Annotated in this window: 24 protein-coding genes; 23 read left to right on the forward strand and 1 reads right to left on the reverse strand. The window is 49.7% G+C overall.

Features of this window, described 5'->3' with window-relative positions; translation table 11 throughout:
* Window positions 1–134: 134 nt before the first annotated feature.
* Window positions 135–1424 carry a replication-associated recombination protein A gene (locus GIW82_RS01505; protein WP_154748158.1) on the reverse strand — a complete coding sequence of 430 codons (1290 nt, stop codon included), beginning with the start codon at window positions 1422–1424 and terminating at the stop codon, window positions 135–137.
* Window positions 1425–1560: 136 nt separating this feature from the next.
* Here GIW82_RS01505 and cymR point away from each other — a divergent pair, with 136 nt between their 5' ends.
* The 23 genes from cymR to GIW82_RS01620 all read left to right on the forward strand — a co-directional run bounded on the left by cymR (window position 1561) and on the right by GIW82_RS01620 (window position 21471).
* Window positions 1561–1977, forward strand: a complete 417-nt coding sequence (gene cymR / locus GIW82_RS01510) for a cysteine metabolism transcriptional regulator CymR (RefSeq protein ID WP_154748159.1) — start codon at window positions 1561–1563, stop codon at window positions 1975–1977.
* A gap of 24 nt (window positions 1978–2001) precedes the next feature.
* Window positions 2002–3132, forward strand: a complete 1131-nt coding sequence (locus GIW82_RS01515) for a cysteine desulfurase family protein (RefSeq protein WP_154748160.1) — start codon at window positions 2002–2004, stop codon at window positions 3130–3132.
* Window positions 3133–3150: 18 nt separating this feature from the next.
* Window positions 3151–4269 (forward strand): tRNA 2-thiouridine(34) synthase MnmA, encoded by a 1119-nt coding sequence (gene mnmA / locus GIW82_RS01520; RefSeq protein ID WP_154748161.1) that lies wholly within the window; start codon window positions 3151–3153, stop codon window positions 4267–4269.
* Window positions 4270–4283: 14 nt separating this feature from the next.
* On the forward strand, window positions 4284–4952 hold the full coding sequence (locus GIW82_RS01525; protein ID WP_195913915.1) for a tetratricopeptide repeat protein: 669 nt from the start codon (window positions 4284–4286) through the stop codon (window positions 4950–4952).
* 21 nt (window positions 4953–4973) lie between these two features.
* Window positions 4974–7373, forward strand: a complete 2400-nt coding sequence (gene recD2, locus GIW82_RS01530; RefSeq protein ID WP_154748163.1) for an SF1B family DNA helicase RecD2 — start codon at window positions 4974–4976, stop codon at window positions 7371–7373.
* A 378-nt stretch (window positions 7374–7751) separates the two neighbouring features.
* On the forward strand, window positions 7752–10382 hold the full coding sequence (alaS, locus tag GIW82_RS01535) for an alanine--tRNA ligase (RefSeq protein ID WP_154748164.1): 2631 nt from the start codon (window positions 7752–7754) through the stop codon (window positions 10380–10382).
* A gap of 68 nt (window positions 10383–10450) precedes the next feature.
* Complete coding sequence (locus tag GIW82_RS01540; protein ID WP_370455955.1) at window positions 10451–10723, forward strand: IreB family regulatory phosphoprotein; 273 nt, start codon at window positions 10451–10453, stop codon at window positions 10721–10723.
* Window positions 10720–11139 (forward strand): Holliday junction resolvase RuvX, encoded by a 420-nt coding sequence (ruvX, locus tag GIW82_RS01545; RefSeq protein WP_154748165.1) that lies wholly within the window; start codon window positions 10720–10722, stop codon window positions 11137–11139. The genes GIW82_RS01540 and ruvX overlap by 4 nt, the downstream gene beginning before the upstream one ends.
* Before the next feature lie 10 nt (window positions 11140–11149).
* A complete protein-coding gene (locus GIW82_RS01550; RefSeq protein WP_154748166.1) occupies window positions 11150–11458 on the forward strand; it encodes a DUF1292 domain-containing protein in 309 nt (102 codons plus the stop codon).
* A gap of 111 nt (window positions 11459–11569) precedes the next feature.
* A complete protein-coding gene (mltG, locus tag GIW82_RS01555; protein WP_154749547.1) occupies window positions 11570–12667 on the forward strand; it encodes an endolytic transglycosylase MltG in 1098 nt (365 codons plus the stop codon).
* Between the two features lie 84 nt (window positions 12668–12751).
* Entirely contained in the window at window positions 12752–13357 is a 606-nt protein-coding gene (locus GIW82_RS01560) for an O-methyltransferase (RefSeq protein ID WP_154748167.1), read from the forward strand.
* On the forward strand, window positions 13354–14007 hold the full coding sequence (gene udk, locus GIW82_RS01565; protein WP_370456164.1) for a uridine kinase: 654 nt from the start codon (window positions 13354–13356) through the stop codon (window positions 14005–14007). The genes GIW82_RS01560 and udk overlap by 4 nt, the downstream gene beginning before the upstream one ends.
* A gap of 81 nt (window positions 14008–14088) precedes the next feature.
* A complete protein-coding gene (gene greA / locus GIW82_RS01570) occupies window positions 14089–14565 on the forward strand; it encodes a transcription elongation factor GreA (RefSeq protein WP_154748169.1) in 477 nt (158 codons plus the stop codon).
* 194 nt (window positions 14566–14759) lie between these two features.
* Window positions 14760–15395 (forward strand): YrrS family protein, encoded by a 636-nt coding sequence (locus tag GIW82_RS01575; protein WP_230309293.1) that lies wholly within the window; start codon window positions 14760–14762, stop codon window positions 15393–15395.
* 46 nt (window positions 15396–15441) lie between these two features.
* Window positions 15442–16146 carry a 5'-methylthioadenosine/S-adenosylhomocysteine nucleosidase gene (gene mtnN, locus GIW82_RS01580; protein WP_154748171.1) on the forward strand — a complete coding sequence of 235 codons (705 nt, stop codon included), beginning with the start codon at window positions 15442–15444 and terminating at the stop codon, window positions 16144–16146.
* 383 nt (window positions 16147–16529) lie between these two features.
* The gene (locus GIW82_RS01585) at window positions 16530–17060 is read left to right on the forward strand and encodes a YqeG family HAD IIIA-type phosphatase (protein ID WP_255475118.1); all 531 of its coding nucleotides are present in this window, start codon (window positions 16530–16532) and stop codon (window positions 17058–17060) included.
* Entirely contained in the window at window positions 17042–18160 is a 1119-nt protein-coding gene (gene yqeH, locus GIW82_RS01590) for a ribosome biogenesis GTPase YqeH (protein WP_195913916.1), read from the forward strand. Before GIW82_RS01585 ends, yqeH begins: the two co-directional genes overlap by 19 nt.
* Before the next feature lie 12 nt (window positions 18161–18172).
* A complete protein-coding gene (gene aroE / locus GIW82_RS01595) occupies window positions 18173–19000 on the forward strand; it encodes a shikimate dehydrogenase (RefSeq protein WP_370455956.1) in 828 nt (275 codons plus the stop codon).
* Window positions 18987–19286, forward strand: a complete 300-nt coding sequence (yhbY, locus tag GIW82_RS01600; RefSeq protein ID WP_154748175.1) for a ribosome assembly RNA-binding protein YhbY — start codon at window positions 18987–18989, stop codon at window positions 19284–19286. Before aroE ends, yhbY begins: the two co-directional genes overlap by 14 nt.
* Window positions 19283–19870: a nicotinate-nucleotide adenylyltransferase gene (locus GIW82_RS01605; protein ID WP_154748176.1), complete on the forward strand. Its 588-nt coding sequence runs from the start codon at window positions 19283–19285 to the stop codon at window positions 19868–19870. The genes yhbY and GIW82_RS01605 overlap by 4 nt, the downstream gene beginning before the upstream one ends.
* Entirely contained in the window at window positions 19839–20393 is a 555-nt protein-coding gene (gene yqeK / locus GIW82_RS01610) for a bis(5'-nucleosyl)-tetraphosphatase (symmetrical) YqeK (protein ID WP_154748177.1), read from the forward strand. Before GIW82_RS01605 ends, yqeK begins: the two co-directional genes overlap by 32 nt.
* Window positions 20394–20410: 17 nt before the next feature.
* Window positions 20411–20749: a ribosome silencing factor gene (gene rsfS / locus GIW82_RS01615; RefSeq protein ID WP_154748178.1), complete on the forward strand. Its 339-nt coding sequence runs from the start codon at window positions 20411–20413 to the stop codon at window positions 20747–20749.
* Entirely contained in the window at window positions 20746–21471 is a 726-nt protein-coding gene (locus GIW82_RS01620; RefSeq protein ID WP_154748179.1) for a class I SAM-dependent methyltransferase, read from the forward strand. Before rsfS ends, GIW82_RS01620 begins: the two co-directional genes overlap by 4 nt.
* Window positions 21472–21526: the final 55 nt, after the last annotated feature.

The raw sequence follows: 21526 nt of genomic DNA on the forward strand, positions 1-21526 counted from the left end.
TTCAGCGAACGCCATTTATCGGCCCATTGAAATGCCGGATGCCCGGTTATCCGCCGCGGATCCCCGGTTAAAATGCACAACCAACCAAAAAAAGCCCGTCCCACCCAACAAATCTCGGGTGCGACGGACTTTTTTCATTTCTTCTTTTTCCGGAACGATTTCAATTTCTCGTAGATCCCGGCAAATTTCTTCTCTTCACCAGCCACAACCGGTTTGTAAAACTCGAGTGACTTGATTTCATCCGGCAAGTACGTTTGGTCGACCCATCCACCGAATGTGCCGATCGGAGTATCGTGTGGATAGAGATAGCCGCCGTGTCCGAGCTCAGCGCTCCCTGCATAGTGCGTATCGCGCAAATGGAGAGGGATGTCCCCGGTTTGGCCTTTATGGATAGCGGCTGTCGCTGCGTCAATTGCGCGGTACGCAGAGTTCGATTTCTCTGACAAGCACATTTCTGCAACGGCTTGAGCGAGCGGGATACGCGCTTCTGGCATGCCGAGTCGATCAGCTGCCTGGCATGCGGCAAGGACGTGGCCGCCGAGCGCAGGATTCGCGAGTCCGATGTCTTCATATGCCATGACGAGTAAGCGTCGTGTCACAGCAGTCAAATCTCCGTTTTCTAGCAAATGCGCCAAGTAGAACATGGCTGCGTTGATGTCACTGCCGCGCACTGATTTTTGGAGTGCGGAGAGGAGGTTGTAAAAGTGTGAGCCTTTCTTGTCCGATACGAGGCCGATTCGCTTGATCATCTGCTCAATCATCGAGTCTTCAATGATGTAAGTGCCGTCACGTTCGTCCGATGCGATGACAATTGATTCGAGCATCGTCAACGCTTTTCGGGCGTCACCATTCGATCCTTCTGCGATGCGCTGGATTTGCTGCTCGGAGATCTCGATTGATTCCTTGCCGAGTCCGCGCTGTTCATCCGTTACAGCCGTCGTCAAAAGTTTCGTGACATCTTCTGTCGCCAGCCGCTTCAGTTGTTTGATTTCACCACAGCGGGAGCGGATAGCCGGGTTGACGTCATGGAACGGATTTTCCGTCGTTGCACCGATCAAGACGATCGCGCCGTTTTCCACGTGCGGCAGCAGTGCGTCTTGCTGTAATTTATTGAAACGGTGGATCTCATCGAGGAACAATAATACTTTCCCTGTGATCCGACTTTCATTAACAACTTCCTCGATATCTTTCTTTCCTGAAGTCGTTGCGTTCAAGGCGATGAACGGGAGAGAAGAGGTCCCAGCGATTGCATAGGCGATGGACGTCTTGCCGATTCCGGGCTCGCCGTACAGCAGCATGGAAGGAACATGCCCGTTCGTGATCATTTTGTAAAGCGCGGTATCCGGGCCGATCACATCACGCTGCCCGACGATTTCATCGATGTTGCGCGGGCGCATCCGGTACGCCAAAGGTTCGTTATGCATAAATGGATCCCTCCGTACATTTGTTCTTTCATCATGGAATTCAGTATATCGTTTTGCTTGCCGAAAGTCATGACAAGTCCATTCTGCGGCGGATATGCTATACTGTTTGAAGTGGAAAAATGTCTAGAGGTGTACTATGAAAATATCGACGAAAGGCCGTTACGGCTTGACTATAATGATTGAATTGGCAAAACAATACGGGGAAGGCCCGGTACCGCTCCGCAAGATTGCAGCAGATAACGAATTGTCCGAAGCGTACCTTGAGCAGCTTGTTGCGCCACTCCGGAATTCAGGACTTGTGCGGAGTGTCCGCGGTGCTTACGGCGGCTATATGCTGACGCGTAAACCGAGCGAAATTTCTGCAGGCGATGTCATCCGAATTCTTGAAGGACCGATCCAGCCGGTCGAAGGAATCGAAGAGGAGAAACAGCCTCAGCGCCAGTTGTGGGCGAGAATCCGCGATGCAGTAAAAAATGTGCTCGACACGACGACATTGGAAGACCTCGCCAATTACGGCAATGAAGAAACCGAACATTACATGTTCTACATCTGAACGTAAAAGTAAGGAGTTAACACGATGAACAGAATTTATTTGGACCACGCAGCCACGTCGCCGATACACCCGGATGTGCTCGAAACATTCAGCGCGGCACTGGCTGAGTTTTACGGCAACCCGTCGAGCATTCACGGGACGGGACGGGACGCACGCCGTATGCTTGACCAGGCGCGCAGAACGCTCGCTTCAAGCATCAATGCGGACGATACGGAAATCATCTTTACAAGTGGCGGCACGGAAGCGGACAATTTGGCCATTTTCGGAACGGTCGCACAGCATGGAGGAAAACACATCATCACGACAGCAATCGAACATCACGCCGTCCTTCACGCTGTCCAGAAGCTCGAGCAGCAAGGATACGAAGTGACATACTTGCCAGTCGATGAACAAGCGCGCGTGAAAGTCGAAGATGTCAAAGCGGCTCTTCGGGAAGACACGGCACTTGTCAGCATTATGCTCGGAAATAACGAAGTCGGCACAATTCAGCCGGTCAAAGAAATAGGGGAGCTGTTGAAAGACACAGAGACGATTTTCCATACAGATGCAGTGCAGGCTTATGGCTTGATCGACATCGATGTGGAAGAGCTGCAAGTGGACTTGCTGTCGGTTTCCGCTCATAAATTGAACGGCCCGAAAGGTATCGGCTTCTTGTACCAACGAAAAGGTACGCCTCTCACACCGCTTCTTTTCGGCGGAGAGCAGGAGCGGAAACGCCGTGCAGGTACAGAAAACGTTCCGGCGATTTTGGCATTCGCGAAAGCAGTGGAAATCGCAGGACAAGAACAACAGACGAAAACAGCGCTTTACGAAAGCTACAAAGAGCGGTTCCGTTCCGTCCTTCATGAACATGGCGTGGCATTCAAGGAGAACGGTGCGGATACATTGCCGCACGTCTTTAACATCAGTATCCCGAACATCGACATCGAATCGTTCCTCGTCAACTTGGACCTTGCAGGCGTTTCCGCTTCCAGCGGATCCGCTTGTACAGCAGGCTCGATCGATCCATCGCACGTGCTTGTCGCGATGTACGGCGAGGACGCAGAAGAGCTGCGGAACTCGATCCGTTTCAGCTTCGGTCTTGGACTGACAAAGGAACTGGTTGGAAAAGCCGCGGAACAAACAGCGGATATTACGAAGCGCTTGGCGCAATAACTATAGAGGTGAACAAACATGACAACAAAAACACCGGCAGAAACTCGGGTGGTCGTCGGCATGTCCGGCGGCGTCGATTCGTCTGTCGCAGCACATTTATTGAAAGAACAAGGATATGACGTCATCGGCATCTTCATGAAAAACTGGGATGACACGGATGAGAACGGCGTCTGTACCGCAACGGACGACTACGAAGACGTCATCCGCGTCTGTAACCAGATCGGGATCCCGTATTACGCAGTCAACTTCGAAAAGCAGTACTGGGACAAAGTGTTCACGTATTTCCTGGACGAGTACCGTGCAGGGCGTACGCCGAACCCGGATGTTATGTGTAACAAAGAAATCAAATTCAAAGCATTTCTTGAGCACGCGCTAAGCTTAGGTGCGGATTATTTGGCGACAGGCCACTATGCACAGGCAGTCCATACCGAAGGCGGTGAAACGAAAATGCTGCGCGGTCATGACGACAACAAAGACCAAACGTATTTCCTGAACCAGCTGAACCAAGAGCAATTGACGAAAGTCATGTTCCCGATCGGCCATATGGATAAGAAACGTGTGCGTGAAATCGCACTTGAAGCAGGACTTGCGACAGCGACGAAAAAAGATTCCACAGGCATCTGTTTTATCGGCGAACGGAATTTCAAGGAATTCCTCGGCCAATACTTACCGGCACAGCCTGGGTCGATGGAAACGCTTGATGGCGTCAAAAAAGGCACGCACGACGGCTTGATGTACTACACAATCGGTCAGCGTCAAGGCCTTGGCATCGGCGGAGCGGGCGACCCGTGGTTCGTCATCGGGAAAGATCTCGAGAAGAACGTTTTGTATGTCGGTCAAAACATCAACCACGATGCACTATATTCACACAGCTTGACGGCAGTTGACTTGAGCTTCACGTCTGACACACCGCCAACTGGTACGTTCCACTGTACAGCGAAATTCCGCTACCGCCAGCAAGACACAGGCGTCACAGTGGAAATGAAAGACGGACATGCAGTGGTGACGTTTGACGAGCCAGTACGTGCAATCACGCCAGGCCAAGCAGTCGTCTTCTATGACGGCAAAGAATGCCTCGGCGGCGGGACGATCGATCACGTATTCAAAAATGGCGCGCGTCTGGAGTACGTCGGTTAATGGGAGAGCTTGACATGAACTACAACGAAATCGGAATCAAGAAATTGCAAGAAGGCAAGATGGAAGAAGCGCTCCAAGCATTCGGGAAGGCGATTGACGAAAACCCGGAAGACGCACTTGGTTTCATCAACTTCGGTCACATTTTGACGGAAGTGAATGATATCGAAAGTGCGGAGCGGGCGTTCCAAAAAGCGATTACACTCGATGAGACGTCAGCGACTGCTTACTACGGTCTAGCGAATCTGTATTTCAATGCGGAGCGTTTTACGGAAGCGGCGAAAATCTATGAAAAAGCGATCCATCACGGACTGGAAGGCGGCGATGCACACTTGATGCTTGCCAGATGCTTCAACCGGATGGATCAGCATAAGCTAGCACTGCCATATTACCAGCGTGCAGTAGAAATCAACGACAACGACGAGCAGGCGCACCTCGAATTCGGTATTGCACTTGCGACGCTCGAACTGTTTGAGCTAGCACAGCCACAGCTTGAAAAAGCAGTAGAATTGATGCCGGAATCATCTGATGGCCACTATAACCTCGGCGTCTTATACGCCGTTTCGACGGACCGGACGGAAGATGCCCTGCATCACTTGAAGAAGGCGTATACGCTAGATGAAAACAATTTCATGGCACGCGACGTGTACAACATGGTCGCTTCAGGCCTCGAAAACGGACAATGACCCCTTAAGGAGACGATGGACATGACCAGGCAAATTGATTTATTCCAACAGGAAAGCCAATTTATATTGGGGCGTCCCATCGTCTCCATTTTTCATAACCCCGACAATTTATTCTCCATCGCAAAAGTGAAAATCCAGGAAACGAATGCGCACTATAGCGACAAGGAAATCATCGTTTCCGGCTATTTTCCGCCACTCGTTTTGGAAGAGACATATCGCTTCACTGGCGTGGTGAAAAACCATCCGCGTTATGGCGTGCAGTTCCAAGTGGAGACGTTCAAGAAAGAAGTGCCTGGCACTGAACAAGGCATCATCCATTATTTATCGAGTGATATGTTCCACGGCATCGGACGAAAGACGGCGGAGACGATTGTCGCGCAGCTTGGGAACGATGCGATCCGGAAAATCCTTGATGATCCGGAAGCGCTCGATGACATTCCGCGATTGTCGGATGAGAAGAAAGATACGATCCGTTCGACGCTGCAGCTGAACCTTGGACTGGAGCGGGTTATGATTCAGTTAAATGACTGGGGCTTCGGTCCCCAGATCGGCATGCGTATTTACCAGGCGTACCGTGAAGAGACGATCGACGTCTTGACAAAAAACCCGTTCCGCCTAATCGAAGAGATCGAAGGCGTCGGCTTCCACCGTGCGGATGAACTCGGTGCCAAGCTCGGCATCACCGGGAGCCATCCCGACCGGGTGAAAGCATCGATTTTGTATTTGTTGAACCAAGCGTCCTTGTCGGATGGCCACGTGTATTTGGATGCCAAGGAACTTATCCCGCTCGTCAAACGAATGCTCGAAGCGAGCCAGCGTGAGGAAATCCCGGTCGACGTGATTTCAAAAGCGATGATCGAATTGAACGAAGAAGGCAAAGTGGCGGGGGAACAGACACGCCTTTATTTGCCGTCTCTTTATTATTCGGAAATCGGCATCGCGACAAAGCTGGAGACGTTAATTGCTTCCCAGGAAAAACGCGAACGGTTCCCGGCATCCGAAGTGCGTTCTGCACTCGGCGAAGCGGAAGAACGTCTCGGAGTCAACTATGCGGAAACGCAAATCGAAGCGATCGATCAAGCAATCAACTCGTCGGTCATGATTTTGACGGGCGGACCGGGTACAGGGAAGACGACGGTCGTCCGCGGCCTCGTGGAAATTTATGCGGAGTTGCACGGTTTGTCGCTTGATCCGAAGGACTATGCGAAGAAAAAAGAACCGTTCCCGATCATTTTGGCTGCGCCGACTGGACGCGCAGCGAAACGGCTGAGCGAATCAACCGAACTGCCGGCAATGACCATTCACCGTTTGCTCGGCTTCAACGGTCAGGAAAAAGAGGAAGAGACCGAGAAAGAAATCGAAGGACGCTTGATCATCATCGATGAAATGTCGATGGTCGATACATGGATTGCCCACCAGTTGTTGAAAGCTGTACCGGAAGATGTCCAGCTGATATTCGTCGGTGACCAAGATCAGCTGCCACCAGTCGGGCCGGGGCAAGTGCTGCGTGATTTGCTCGAATCTGGCCGTGTGCCGACTGTCGAACTGACGCAGATTTACCGCCAATCATCGGGCTCTTCGATCATTGAACTTGCCCACCAGATGAAAGACGGCAAGCTGCCTGCAGACATCACGGGGAAAACGGCGGACCGCTCATTCATCCAAGCCTCTGCCGACCAAATTCCGTTTGTCGTGGAGAAAGTCATCAAAAGCGCCATGGCAAAAGGCCAGAAGATCAAAGACATCCAAGTGCTCGCCCCGATGTACAAAGGACCAGCAGGAATCGATGCACTCAATAAGAAGATCCAACAAATGGTCAATCCGAATGATGACGGCAAGCGGAAAGAGCTCGTGTTCGGCGACGTCACATATCGCATTGGCGACAAAGTGCTCCAGCTCGTCAACCAGCCGGAGAGTAACGTCTTCAACGGGGATATGGGTGAAGTCGTCGCGATTCTGAAAGCGAAAGAGACGGTCGAGAAGCAGGATCTTCTCGTCGTGTCGTTCGAAGGCATCGAAGTGACGTACGAGCGGAGCGACTTGAACCAATTGACGCTTGCTTATTGTTGCTCGATTCATAAATCGCAAGGATCAGAGTTCCAAACAGTCATCATGCCGGTCGTTCGCGGCTATTCGAAGATGTTGCGGCGCAATTTGCTGTATACAGGCATTACAAGGAGCCGTGATTTCCTAATTCTGCTCGGAGATCCAGCTGTCTTCCGTTTCGGCGTGGAGCGGACGGACGACGAGGCCCGCATGACGACGCTAAAGGACCGGCTCACGGGCCTCGTGGCGTCTGAAGGGGATGACGAAGATATTCCGGATGCGACAGGCGCTGCGTCACTGACAGCGGAGAACATTCACGCCATTCATCCACTCATTGGCATGAAAGGCATCTCTCCGCAGCAATTTATGGAATGATCGAACTCCCGCTTATTGACATTGGTCACGAGATTCTTTACAATTTGAATTATATATTTGCAAAACGATGATGGAGACCCGACAAAATCAACGCGTCCAGAAAGAAGTCCCTCGGCTGAAAGGACTTTCGCAAGCGATTTTCGATTGCTACTCCTGAGTGCAGCTAATCCCTGCCGTCAAGCCGCGTTAAGGCATTCTTGAGAGACATGGCACATTGCGGCCGTGTAACTAGGGTGGTACCGCGAACAATAGCCTTCGTCCCTTTTTTATGGGGATGGGGGCTTTTTCTATTGTTTTGGCGTTACCTGCACGAGAATGCCGACAGCCACAGCTTGCCGAACCGATCACTTCACGTAAATTCAAGGAGGAGAACTGAACATGGAACAAAAAACAGGCGCACAAATAAGAAAAATGTATTTGGACTTCTTTAAAGAAAAAGGACACGACCAGGAGCCGAGCGCATCACTCGTACCGTTCGAGGATCCGTCTTTGCTTTGGATCAACAGTGGAGTTGCGACGTTGAAGAAATACTTCGATGGCCGCGTCATCCCGAAAAACCCGCGGATCGTTAACGCACAAAAATCAATTCGTACGAACGATATCGAAAACGTTGGGAAGACAGCACGTCACCATACGTTCTTCGAAATGCTCGGGAACTTCTCGATCGGTGAATACTTCAAGAAAGAAGCAATTCACTGGGCATGGGAATTCTTGACGGACAAAAAATGGATCGGCTTCGATCCGGAGAAATTGTCGATCACAGTACATCCGGAAGACGAAGAAGCTTACGGCATCTGGCTGAATGAAGTCGGCGTGCCGGCTGAACGCATCATCCGTTTAGAAGGCAACTTCTGGGATATCGGGGAAGGCCCGAGTGGACCGAACTCGGAAATTTTCTACGACCGCGGCGAAAGTTACGGAAATGATCCATCTGATCCGGAATTATACCCGGGCGGCGAGAACGAGCGTTACTTGGAAATCTGGAACTTGGTATTCTCTCAGTTCAACCACAACCCGGATCACACATACACGCCGCTGCCAAAACAAAACATCGATACAGGAATGGGCCTTGAGCGGATCGTTTCAGTAGTCCAAGACGTACCAACAAACTACGATACAGACCTATTCACACCGATCATCCAGAAAACAGCGGACATTTCTGGTAAACAATATGGCGTGACAGAAGAGCAGGACATGGCATTCAAAGTTATCGCGGACCACGTGCGCACAGTCGCATTCGCAGTAAGTGACGGAGCATTGCCATCGAACGAAGGCCGTGGCTACGTATTGCGACGACTTCTGCGTCGTGCTGTTCGTTACGGCAAGAATCTCGGCATCGACAAGCCGTTCATGTACGAGCTTGTACCGGTCGTCGGGGAAATCATGGAAGACTTCTATCCGGAAGTGAAAGAAAACGAAGCGTTCATCAGCCGTGTGATCAAGCTGGAGGAAGAACGTTTCCACGAAACTTTGACGGAAGGACTGTCGATGCTGAACGGCGTCATTGCCGAGCAGAAAGAGGCAGGCAAAACGACAATTCCTGGTGCGCAAGCATTCCGTTTATACGACACATACGGTTTCCCAGTGGAATTGACGGAGGAGTATGCAGAAGAGCAAGGCATGGACTTGGATCACGAAGGCTTTGAAGCGGCAATGAACGAACAGCGAGAACGCGCGCGGAATGCACGTCAAAACGTTGATTCTATGCAGATTCAGTCAGAAGTGCTTGGCAGCATAACTGAAGACAGCGAATTCATCGGCTACGACCGCACAGTTTCTGAGGCAGTCGTAACGCACATCATCCGCGACGGTGAGCTTGTCGATGGAGCGCATGAAGGGGAAGAAGTACAAGTCATTCTTGACCGTACACCGTTCTATGCGGAAAGTGGCGGGCAGATCGCTGATCACGGAACGCTTGCGAACGATTCTGTTCAAGCGGAAGTGCTGGATGTCAAGAAAGCACCGAACGGCCAAAACTTGCATTCAGTCCGCATCACGAGCGGAGAATTGACAAAAGGCGAAGTCGCAGCAACAGTGAACGCGGCTGAACGTCGTCACACGGTGAAAAACCATACTGCGACACACCTTCTTCACCAAGCATTGAAAGATGTTTTAGGCACGCACGTCAATCAGGCGGGTTCTTATGTTGGGCCGGATCGTCTCCGCTTCGACTTCTCGCACTTCGGTTCAGTGACGAAAGAAGAGCTGCAGCAGATCGAAAAGATCGTCAATGAAAAAATATGGTCTGGCATCGACGTTAAGACAGGCTACCATAGCTTGCAGGACGCGAAAAATATGGGTGCAATGGCACTCTTCGGTGAGAAATACGGTGATGTTGTACGCGTTGTTGAAATCGCGGACTTCTCGCTGGAGCTTTGTGGTGGCGTACACGTCGCGAACACGGCACAGATCGGCTTGTTCAAGATTGTTTCGGAAAGTGGTATCGGGGCGGGGATCCGCCGCATCGAGGCAGTGACTGGTAAAGGTGCTTACGAAAGCCTGAAAGTGAGTGAAGAAACACTCGAACTGGCAGCTTCACAGATGAAGTCATCGACGAAAGACATCGTCCAGAAAATCCAAGCCCTTCAGGCGGACTTGAAAGCGTCACAACGAGAGAATGAATCCTTGCTTGCAAAAATGGCGAATGCACAGTCTGGTGAAATCATGGATGCAGCACAGCAAGTGAACGGAGTAACGGTCTTGTCTGCTCGTGTTGAAGCGAAAGATAACAACCAATTGCGCAGCATGATGGATGACTTGAAACAGAAGATGAGTGGAGCTGTCATCGTTCTCGGGGCTGTCGCGGACGATAAAGTCATGCTTGTGGCTGGTGTCACAAAAGATTTGGCAGGCGGGAACCATCATGCGGGGCAAATCGTCAAACACGTAGCGGAACTGTGTGGAGGCAAGGGTGGCGGACGTCCGGACATGGCGATGGCAGGAGCCAAAAACCCTGAAAAACTTGATGAAGCACTCGCTTCCGTTTATGATTTAGTTAAATCAGTTTAACCGCGGAACATTTTAGGTTATACTGTTCTAAGATACTGGAACGAAAATCCGAAAGCGAGGTGCTTGTCGTGAGTTCATTCGATCAGACTATGAAGTTTAATCCTTCTGATGAATCAATGGAACGTGAAGTGAAGCATGTGATGCTTCATGTGCACAGTGCCCTTGAAGAGAAAGGCTATAATCCGATCAATCAGATTGTCGGCTATTTATTGTCAGGGGATCCGGCGTATATTCCTCGCCATGAGGATGCCAGGAATATGGTCCGTAAATTGGAACGGGACGAAATTCTGGAGGAACTGGTGAAGTTTTATATCAAAAAAAGTAATGAGGACACAAAATGAGAATTATGGGTTTGGACGTCGGCTCGAAAACCGTCGGCGTAGCAATCAGTGATGCGCTTGGATGGACGGCTCAAGGCATCGAGACGATCAAGATTGCCGAAGACCAGGAACAGTTCGGTTTCGACCGCCTTGAGGAACTGATCAAGGAATACGAAGTTTCCGAGATCGTCATCGGCTATCCGAAGAACATGAACAATACGATCGGACCGCGCGCAGAAGCTTCAGAGCGCTATGCGGAAGGGCTGAAGGAGAAATTCTCCCTGCCTGTCAAGCTATGGGACGAACGATTGACCACGATGGCGGCTGAGAAGATGCTCATTTCTGCAGATGTCAGCCGGAAGAACCGCAAAAAAGTGATCGACAAGATGGCTGCGACAATGATCTTGCAAGGCTATCTTGATTTTAAAAAAATATGAGGTGACGACAATGGAACACGGACAAGAACATATCACAGTCGTGGATGAAAACGGCAACGAGGAACTATACGAAGTACTATTCACATTTGACTCGGAGGACTTCGACAAGTCGTACGTACTTTACTACCCACTTGGGGCGGAAGAGGACGATGAAGGCGAAATCGAAATCCAGGCATCATCATTCACTGAGAAGGAAGATGCTGAAGGCAAGATTTCAGGTGGAGAGCTGCGCCCGATCGAAACCGACGAAGAATGGGATATGATCGAAGAGATGCTCAATACTTTCCTTGAACAAGAAGAAGAAAACGAAGAGTTGTAAGGAAATGAAGGGGAAGGGCGGAATTGAACGTTGATTCCGTCTTTTTCTTTTGCCGAATAGAGAATTTTTTTGGCCGAAGGGGGAGAACCGGTGAAATCGAAGAAAGATATTATGTTCGACCGGATGAAAGAACGGAAGAAGCAAGTGAAAACAGTTCGCCGTATCGTTTTTGTGATTGCATTGGTGCTGCTTCTTGCACTTGCTGGACTTGGATACTGGGGATACAACTATGTGAAGGAAGCGCTACAGCCGATGGATGCCGAATCTGAAGAAACGGTCACGGTCGAAGTACCGATCGGTTCAGGCATTTCGAGTATCTCCCAATTGCTTGAAGACAATGGGCTAGTAAAAGATGCACGGATTTATGAGTATTACGTGAAATTCAATAACCAATCCGATTTCCAGGCCGGCACATACGATTTGACGCCGTCCATGACATTGGACGAAATCACGGAAAGCTTGAAAACCGGAAAAGTCTATCACGAGCCGGTCTTCTCGATAACCGTTCCGGAAGGCTTGCACCTGGAAGAGATCGCTTCACGCGTCATTGCGGAGAAGACGAACTACACGGCAGAGCAATTCATGGAACTGATCCAGAGCGACGCGTTCATCGACGAGATGATGGCGAAGTATCCGACATTGCTGACCGATGAAATCAAAGGCGAGAATATCCGCTATGCACTCGAAGGATACTTATTCCCTGCGACGTATCCATTTTATGAAGAAAACCCACCGCTCGCACACATCGCGGAAGAAATGATCCGTGCGATGGATGCGAACATCCTGCCACTTCTTCCGGCATTGGAAGAGCAAGAGCGCACGGTTCACTGGCTGCTGACGTTCTCATCCCTTCTAGAAGAAGAGGCGACAAGTAAGTCAGACCGTGAAGCAATCGCAAGTGTATTCTACAACCGGTTGAACGACGGAATGAAGCTACAGACTGACCCGACTGTCATCTATGCACAAGGCGAACATAAGGAACGTCTACTGTTCTCGGACTATGAGTTCGATCATCCGTACAACACGTACGTGACACCGGCACTGCCACCAGGACCGATTGCAGGGGCAGGGAGAGCATCGCTCGAAGCTGCACTCGACCCAGCGACAACCGACTATTTCTACTTCCTTGCCGACTCGGAAGGAACGAACCATTTCTCGAAAACGTATGAAGAGCATTTGGAGAAATCAGCACAATATATCGGCAATTAATTGAACGGTGAAGGAAGCATCTCGCTTTCCTTCCCGTTCTATGTTATTATTACTTGGATTTTTTTAATTGAAGGAGCTAACCTCATGAACCACGAAGCGGTAGACTCGACATTGTCCGCGATGAAAGAGAACGCGCGGCTGAACCATGTCCCGATCATGGAAGATGAAGGCATGGCGCAGCTGCTCCAATTGCTGGAACAACAGAAGCCTGTGCGGATCTTGGAGATCGGCTCGGCAATCGGTTATTCTGCGATGCGGATGGCAATCGGATTGCCGGAAGCTGTCATCGATACAGTGGAACGTGACGAAAAACGTTACGAGGATGCTGTGCAATTCATCCGCCAGGCAGGAATGGAAGACCGCATCCGGATCTTCCACGCAGATGCGCTGGAATTCGATACGGAATCGCTTTCCGGAAGTTATGATGCGATTTTCATCGATGCCGCCAAAGGGCAATATGAACGGTTCTTCGAGAAATACGAAAAACTGATCGACTCTGGTGGGACTATTTACTGCGATAATATGCATCTGAACGGTTCAATCGAAATTCCGATCGAGCAAGTGCCGAAAAGGAACCGAACCATGGTCCGGAATCTGCGGAAATTCCGCGCAAACATGTTGGAACATCCGGCGTATCACACGGTCCTTCACGATACAGGAGACGGCCTGATGGTCTGTACGAAAAAATAAATGGAAAATGCAAGGAGCAAAACCCAATGTCTAAAAATCGTCCGGTTGTAATCGGAATTGCTGGCGGATCCGGATCCGGAAAAACCAGCGTTACGAATTCCATCTATGAAGTATTCAAAGAAAATTCCGTTGTTGTAATCGAACAGGATTATTACTACAAAGATCAAAGCCACTTGGAGTTCGAGGAACGGCTTGAGACGAACTACGACCATCCGCTTGCATTCGATACGGATCTCTTGATCTCACACGTGAACGAGCTGTTGGAACGCAACGCGATCGAAAAGCCGGTCTACAATTACGCATTGCATACACGCAGTGAAGAGACGATCATCATCGAGCCGAAAGACGTCATCATCCTGGAAGGAATCCTTGTCCTTGAAGATGAGCGTCTGCGCAACTTGATGGACATCAAATTATTCGTCGATACGGATGCGGATCTGCGCATCATCCGACGCATGATGCGTGACATCAATGAACGTGGACGCACAATCGATTCCGTCATCGAACAATATATGACTGTCGTCCGCCCGATGCACAACCAATTCATCGAACCGACGAAACGCTATGCGGACGTCATCATTCCTGAAGGCGGCCAGAACGAAGTCGCAATTGATTTAATGGTTACAAAAATTAAAACAATTCTTGAATGAATTGAAAGAGTGTAATATGATGAGACAAGACTGGCGATATGCTCGCAGCATAAGAGTCAGCATTTGAAGGAGTGGGGAAAATTGGCTAACGAAAAACAATTTCCAATGACCGCTGCTGGAAAGCAGAAATTGGAGGAAGAACTCGATTATCTAAAAACCGTCAAACGTAAAGAAGTCGTAGAGCGGATTAAAATAGCGCGTAGCTTTGGAGACCTTTCCGAGAACTCGGAATACGATTCAGCGAAAGAAGACCAGGCATTCGTCGAAGGCCGCATTTCGACATTAGAAGGGATGATCCGCAATGCTGTGATCATCAAAGAAGACGATATGGGCAACGGCATCGTCCAACTCGGGAACACGGTATCATTCGTGGAAGTTCCGGACGGCGATGAAGAAGAGTACACAATTGTCGGTTCTGCAGAAGCGGATCCGCTGGAAGGCCGCATCTCGAACGATTCACCGATCGCGAAGAGCATGCTCGGCAAAACTGTAGGCGACAAAGTGAAAGTATTGACACCAGGCGGCGAAATGGAAATAAAAATCATTTCAATTTCATGACAAAAACAGCCATTCTTTAGGACGGAATGGCTGTTTTCGTTCGGAATGCAACATTCTTTTTGATAAAACGTCAAATTTGTTATACATTTTAATGGTAAAATGGATTTGAAGGGGAGGTTTTTTCAATGGCTAATGAATCACAACGGTATCCCTCTCGTTTAAACAAAAAGAACCGGTCTAATTCTATTTTGAATATGATGATTGGCCTTGTCTTTACGTTGATCTTGATTGTAGGCGCATTTATTTTCCTGGGCGGCGACGACGGTGACAAGGAGCAAGCGAATGAGAGTGTAACGGTCGCGAATGGCACCGAGGATGAAACTTCGGATGACGGCGGAGACAACGGCGGCAGCTCAGGCAATGGAGCTGCAGCGGGTGATAAAAAGGAAGAAAATGATCCTGAAACGGATGAATCGAACAATGAAAATGACGATGGAACAGATAACGGTGAAGAAGAAGAAGGGTCTGTGACGATCGAAGGATCAGTCACTTACGAAGAATCTTCAGATCCGATCGTCAAGGAAACGGTCATCAACACAGGGTGGAAGCCGATCGGAACGGAGCAGACGGGTGAACATGTATCTGTTTATGATCAGAGTTCGGTGGACTGGCAGGAAAAGATCGATGCCATTTCCTATGCAACGGGCTTGGGACAAGATAATATGTTTATCATGATGATTCAAAACGGCGGCGGTCCGCAGAAATCGATCGGCACCGTCACTTCCAAGGACAAGGAAGAGAAATACCGTGTCTACTTGGAATGGGTCGATGGCGAAGGATGGAAACCGATCAAGATGGATATCTTGAATACGATTGAAGGCGCCTATTAACGGGCGTCTTTTTAAAATGATTGAAGAGTCGAAAGGGAGTGCTACCATGAAAATCGGAGTTATCGGAGCAATGGAAGAAGAAGTTGAACTACTGCGTGCCAGTTTGGAAAATGTCAAGACGACGACAATCGCAAACAGTGAATTCACGGAAGGCATTTACCGCGGACAGGAAGTCGTCCTTTTGAAAAGCGGCATCGGTAAAGTCAATGCGGGAATGTCGACAACGATCCTGTTGCACCAGTTCAAGCCAGACATGGTCATCAACACGGGTTCAGCGGGAGGATTCGATCCGGAGCTTGAAGTCGGTTCCATCATCATTTCTGACGAAGTGCGCCACCATGATGTGGACGCGACGATCTTCGGCTACGAAATGGGACAAGTGCCACAAATGCCGCCAGCATTCAAATCCGACCCAGCGTTGATGGAAATAGCCAAACAAGCGGTGACGGAAATCGGTAATCATACATACGGTGTCGGCTTGATCGCGACGGGAGATTCGTTTATGAATGATGCTGAACGCGTCGAAACGGTCCGCCAGTTTTTCCCGGCGATGAAGGCGGCAGAAATGGAAGCGGCAGCGGTCGCACAAGTGTGCCATCAGTTCGAAACACCGTTCGTCGTCATCCGAGCGCTATCAGATATTGCGGGTAAACAATCGGAGCTGTCATTCGACGAATTCCTTCCGCTTGCAGCAAAACACTCAACAGAAATCGTCTTGAACGTGGTGGATCGCATTTCTTCACAAAAGTGACATGGTTGACTGAAAAATACGAAACCGAAAGCTGTACCCACATGCTACACTTTACCTATAAAATGCGTAAGGGGGCAGTTCTTATGTTACTTGTAATGGCATTCGGCATGATCGCGGCAACTGCGTTAACAGCAATAATCTCAGCAGAATTGAACGTCTAAAGGAAGGCAAGAAATAGAAGCGCCCAAATCAGAACAGGTGGAGAAAAACGCTTGGTTTTTCTCAGCCTGTTTTTGATTTTTTCTGACGAATTCGCACGTGTTGCTACTGACAGGCCCTCTAGCGGGTCGCGGAGTGGAATGCGAAGCGAAATTACATCCGAATCAGGAGTGCAGTGTCTAAATATGTTATAATCTTAACCATTGAGTACGGAGAAACAGGAGTTGTTAAGCATGTATAAAAAATTCATCCCGAGTGAATACAAAAAAACGATCTTCGATATCACACCGGAGGACTTGAAAGCGCGTGGCATCCGTGGCATCATTACGGATCTCGATAATACGCTTGTCGAATGGGACCGCCCGGACGCGACACCGAAGCTGATCGAATGGCTTGCATCGATGAAACAATCCGGCATCAAAGTCGTCATTGTCTCGAACAACAACGAGATGCGTGTGAAGAGCTTCTCGGATCCACTCGGTATTCCATTCATCTTCCAAGCGCGCAAGCCGATGGGCAAGGCGTTCAGAAGAGCGATCAAAGTACTTGATTTGCAGCGTAAGCAGATTGTCGTCATCGGGGATCAAATGCTGACGGATATTTTCGGGGGCAACCGCAACAAGCTGCACACGATCCTAGTCTTGCCAGTTGCGAAATCGGACGGATTCGTCACGAAGTTCAATCGCATGGTCGAGCGCAGAATCATGAAGAAATTGAAACAACAAGGTCAAGTGACATGGGAGGAAAAAAATTGAGCGAACAATTGTATTGTATCGGCTGTGGCGTTGAAATCCAGACGGAAAAACCAGGGGAGATCGGTTATACACCAGCATCGTCTTTGGAAAAAGAAGAAATCATCTGCCAACGCTGCTTCCGATTGAAAAACTATAACGAACTACAGCCGGTATCACTGACGGACGATGACTTCCTCAGAATCTTGAACGGTCTTGGCGAACGTCGCGGCTTGATTGTGAAAATCGTCGACATCTTTGACTTCAATGGAAGCTGGTTACCAGGCCTTCACCGTTTTGTCGGAGACAACGACATTTTACTTATCGCGAACAAAGTCGACTTGCTGCCGAAATCGGTGAAGCCGGCGAAATTGATCCGCTGGATGAAGCAGGAAGCGAACAAACAAGGCTTGAAGCCAATTGACATTTTGACGGTCAGCGCACATAAGGGAAATGGTGTCGAAGAAGCGATGCAAGCGATCGAGCACTTCCGCAAAGGCCAGGACGTCTTCGTAGTCGGATCGACGAACGTCGGGAAATCGACATTCATCAACCGCATCATCAAGCAAGCGACAGGACAAGGGGAAGTCATCACGACTTCACATTTCCCTGGAACGACACTTGATATGATCGGCATTCCACTCGACGACGAGCGTTCCATGTACGATACACCAGGTATCATCAACCATCATCAGCTGGCGCATTATTTGCATGGTTCGGACTTGAAGGCGATCATGCCGAAAAAAGAAATCAAACCACGCGTCTTCCAGTTGAACGCAGAACAAACATTGTTCATCGGCGGCTTGGCACGTTTCGATTTCATCAAAGGCGACCGTTCGTCCTTCACGGTATACGCATCGAACGAACTGGCAATCCATCGTACAAAGCTGGAGAAAGCGGACGACCTTTATGCAGAACATAAAGGCGTGATGCTGGCACCACCGTCTGAAGCGTCAATGGCAGACTTTCCGGAGTTAGTACGTCATGAATTCCGGGTAAAAGATGCTAAGACGGATATCGTCTATTCGGGACTTGGCTGGATCACGGTCCAGCATCCGAATGTAACCATCGCAGCATATGCATCAAGAGGCGTAGAAGTATTCGTTCGACCATCATTAATCTAGGAGCTGTTTTCCGTGAAAAAATGGTACGCGGTAATTGGCGATCCGATCGCCCACTCTCTTTCACCTTACATGCATGATGCGTGGTTCCAGGAATCAAGTATCGACGCAAGCTATATTCCGGTGCATCTGGAGCCGTCTGAACTGGAAGACGGCTTTCATGCCTTGAAGAAAATAGGGGTCAGCGGCTTTAACGTGACGCTCCCTCATAAACAAGCGATCATTCCGTTTTTAGACGGACTGGACGACACTGCACGGACGATGAACGCAGTGAATACAGTCGTTATGAAAGACGGCAAATCGTACGGTTACAATACGGATGGTGACGGCTTCGTGCAGTCGCTGTTCGCACTTCCAGTCGACCGGGAGCAGCCGCTACTGGTGATCGGTGCAGGCGGAGCGGCACGTGGCATCGTCCACGCCCTTCACCGCGCAGGATTCACGCGTCTAACAGTGACGAACCGGACATTTAGACGAGCAGAAGAGCTGGCTGGGGAAGTCGGAGCGGAAGTGATGACCATCTCGCAGGCAGAAGCGGAGCTTGGAACGTTCCACACGATTGTTCAGACGACTTCAGTCGGCTTATCGGACAACGAATCGTTGCCGCTATCGGTCGAATGGTTAAAACCAGGGACAGTCGTCGCGGATATCGTTTACAATCCACTCGTCACACCGCTTTTGAAAGTAGCGTCAGACAAGGGATGCAAGACAATTAATGGCGTCGGGATGTTCGTCCATCAAGGGGCAATCGCCTTCGAGAAGTGGACAGGAAAAACTCCGAATCAAGAAGCAATGATTGATTCAATTACTCAGAAATTAGGTGGCAATAATGTTAACAGGTAAACAAAAACGTTTTTTGCGCAGTGAAGCGCATCATCTAGATCCGATTTTCCAAGTCGGCAAAGGCGGCGTCAATGAACACATGGTCGTTCAGATTGGCGAAGCACTTGAAAAGCGTGAACTATTGAAAGTCAGCATCCTCTCGAACAACGAAGATGACAAGCATGAAGTAGCGGAAGCACTGGCAAAAGGTGCAAAAGCTGAGCTCGTTCAATTAATCGGGCACACGGTCGTTCTTTACAAAGAATCGATCAACAACAAACGAATTGAATTACCGGTCAAGCGATGAGACGAGTCGGGATATTGGGAGGGACATTCAACCCGCCTCATATCGGTCATCTCGTGATGGCCAATGAAGCATTTCACGCAGCCCGACTGGATGAAGTACGTTTCATGCCGAATTTCATAGCACCACATAAAGAAGTATCCGGCGGCTCTGCTGTGCAACGATTGGAAATGGTCAAGCTGGCAATTGCGGATCACCCGTCATTTGCGATCGAGCCGATCGAAATCGATCAAGGCGGCGTATCCTACTCCGTCGAGACGATGACGCGGCTCATCGAACGCGAACCGGATACCGAATTCCATTTCATCATCGGTGGCGATATGGTGGCGGGTCTCAAAGACTGGCACCGTATCGACGAGCTTTGTGAGATGGTCCGCTTCATCGGGGTGAGCCGCCCTGGCTACGAAGCGATCACCGAATATCCGGTGAACTTTATCCAGTCGCCGGAAATCCACCTGTCGTCGACATTGCTCAGAGAACGTGCAGCGAACGGCGCGACGATGAAATATCTCGTACCTGACGCTGTCGAATCGTATATCCGGAAGGAGCATTTATATGGACCAAACAGTGATGTTACAGAAAGTTAAGGTGAGACTGCCTGAAAACCGCTATAGTCATGTAATTGGTGTCATTGAAACTGCAACGGTACTCGCGAAGGAATTCGGTGTATCCGAAGAAAAAGCGAAGATCGCGGCGATTTTGCACGATGTGGCGAAGTTCTCCGACAGGGACTGGATGAAATCCATCATCGAACAGGAAAACATGGATCCGCGTCTGCTTGAGGCACATACGGAGCTTTGGCATGCTCCGGTCGGTGCTTATGTAGCCAAGAAGGAATTCGGCATCACGGATGAAGAAATCCTTGACGCCATCCGCTACCATACGACGGGACGTGCCGGGATGACGGATCTTGAGAAAGTGATTTACATTGCGGATATGGTTGAACCGAACCGCAAATTCAGTGGAGTTGAACAGCTGCGCAGCAAGAAGGAGGAAGGAATCGATGAGATGATGCGCGCATGCATCAACCACTCGATCGCATTCCTGGAGTCCAAGGGCCAGCCGGTATTTCCGGACTCGCTCGCATGCGCTGCTGATTATGAAAAGTAGAGAGGAAGATCGATAGTATGACACAATCAACATTACTTGAAGTCGCATTCAAAGCGGCAGACGATAAAAACGCGGAGGACATCGCGGTATTGAACATGGAAGGCATTTCCCTTCTAGCAGATTACTTCGTAATCTGTAGCGGAAGCTCAGATCGCCAAGTACAAGCGATCGCACGTGAAGTTATGGAGAAAGCAAACGAAGCAGGCAACGAAGTGAAAAGCGTCGAAGGCTTTGACTCAGCTCGCTGGATCCTTGTAGACCTTGGCGATGTAGTTGTCCACGTCTTCCACAAAGACGAGCGTTCATACTACAACTTGGAGCGTCTATGGCGCGAAGCTCCTGAAATGGAGCTATGAGATACGGCAAATTCGCCTCCATCTATGATCAATTGATGGAAGATATCCCATACGACAAATACGCTGAATGGGTCTGTTCCCATATCAAACAGGGCCGCGTGCTCGACCTTGCATGCGGGACAGGCGTGCTGTCGCAATTGCTGGCAGAGCTTGGCTTTGAAGTGACAGCTGCGGATTTATCGGACGAGATGCTTGTCATGGCCAATAGCCGTTTCGAAGAGGCTGGCCAGCGCATCCCCGTCCTGCAACTGTCCATGGATGACCTGGAAGGCTTAAGCGGCTTCGACGCTGTGACGATCGCCATCGATTCATTGAATTATCTCGAAGAGGAAGAGCAAGTCCAGGAGACGTTCCGGCAAGCATACGCCGCACTGAATCCGGGCGGGTGGCTTCTATTCGATGTCCATTCCATTTATAAAACCGATGTCGTCTACATGGACAGCCCGTTCGTTTACGACGGGGAAGATATCGCCTACATTTGGCATACGGAACCGGGTGAATATGCACATAGTGTATTTCATGACTTAACATTCTTCATGCGTTCGGGGAATCTGTTCGAACGCTTTGAAGAATCACATGAACAACGTACATTCGCTCCGGATCAGTACAAAGAATGGCTCGAGCAGGCAGGGTTCGAATTGGAAGCGGTAACTGCCGACTTCACGGACGCTGCACCTGTTGATGAGAGCGAACGTATTTTCTTCAGTGCACGAAAACGATGAAAGAAAGCCGTCCCAAAAGCGGATAAATTGCTTTTGGCGCGGTTTTTTTAGTGTG

Source organism: Planomicrobium sp. YIM 101495, assembly GCF_009707665.1.
GTDB lineage: Bacteria > Bacillota > Bacilli > Bacillales_A > Planococcaceae > Planococcus.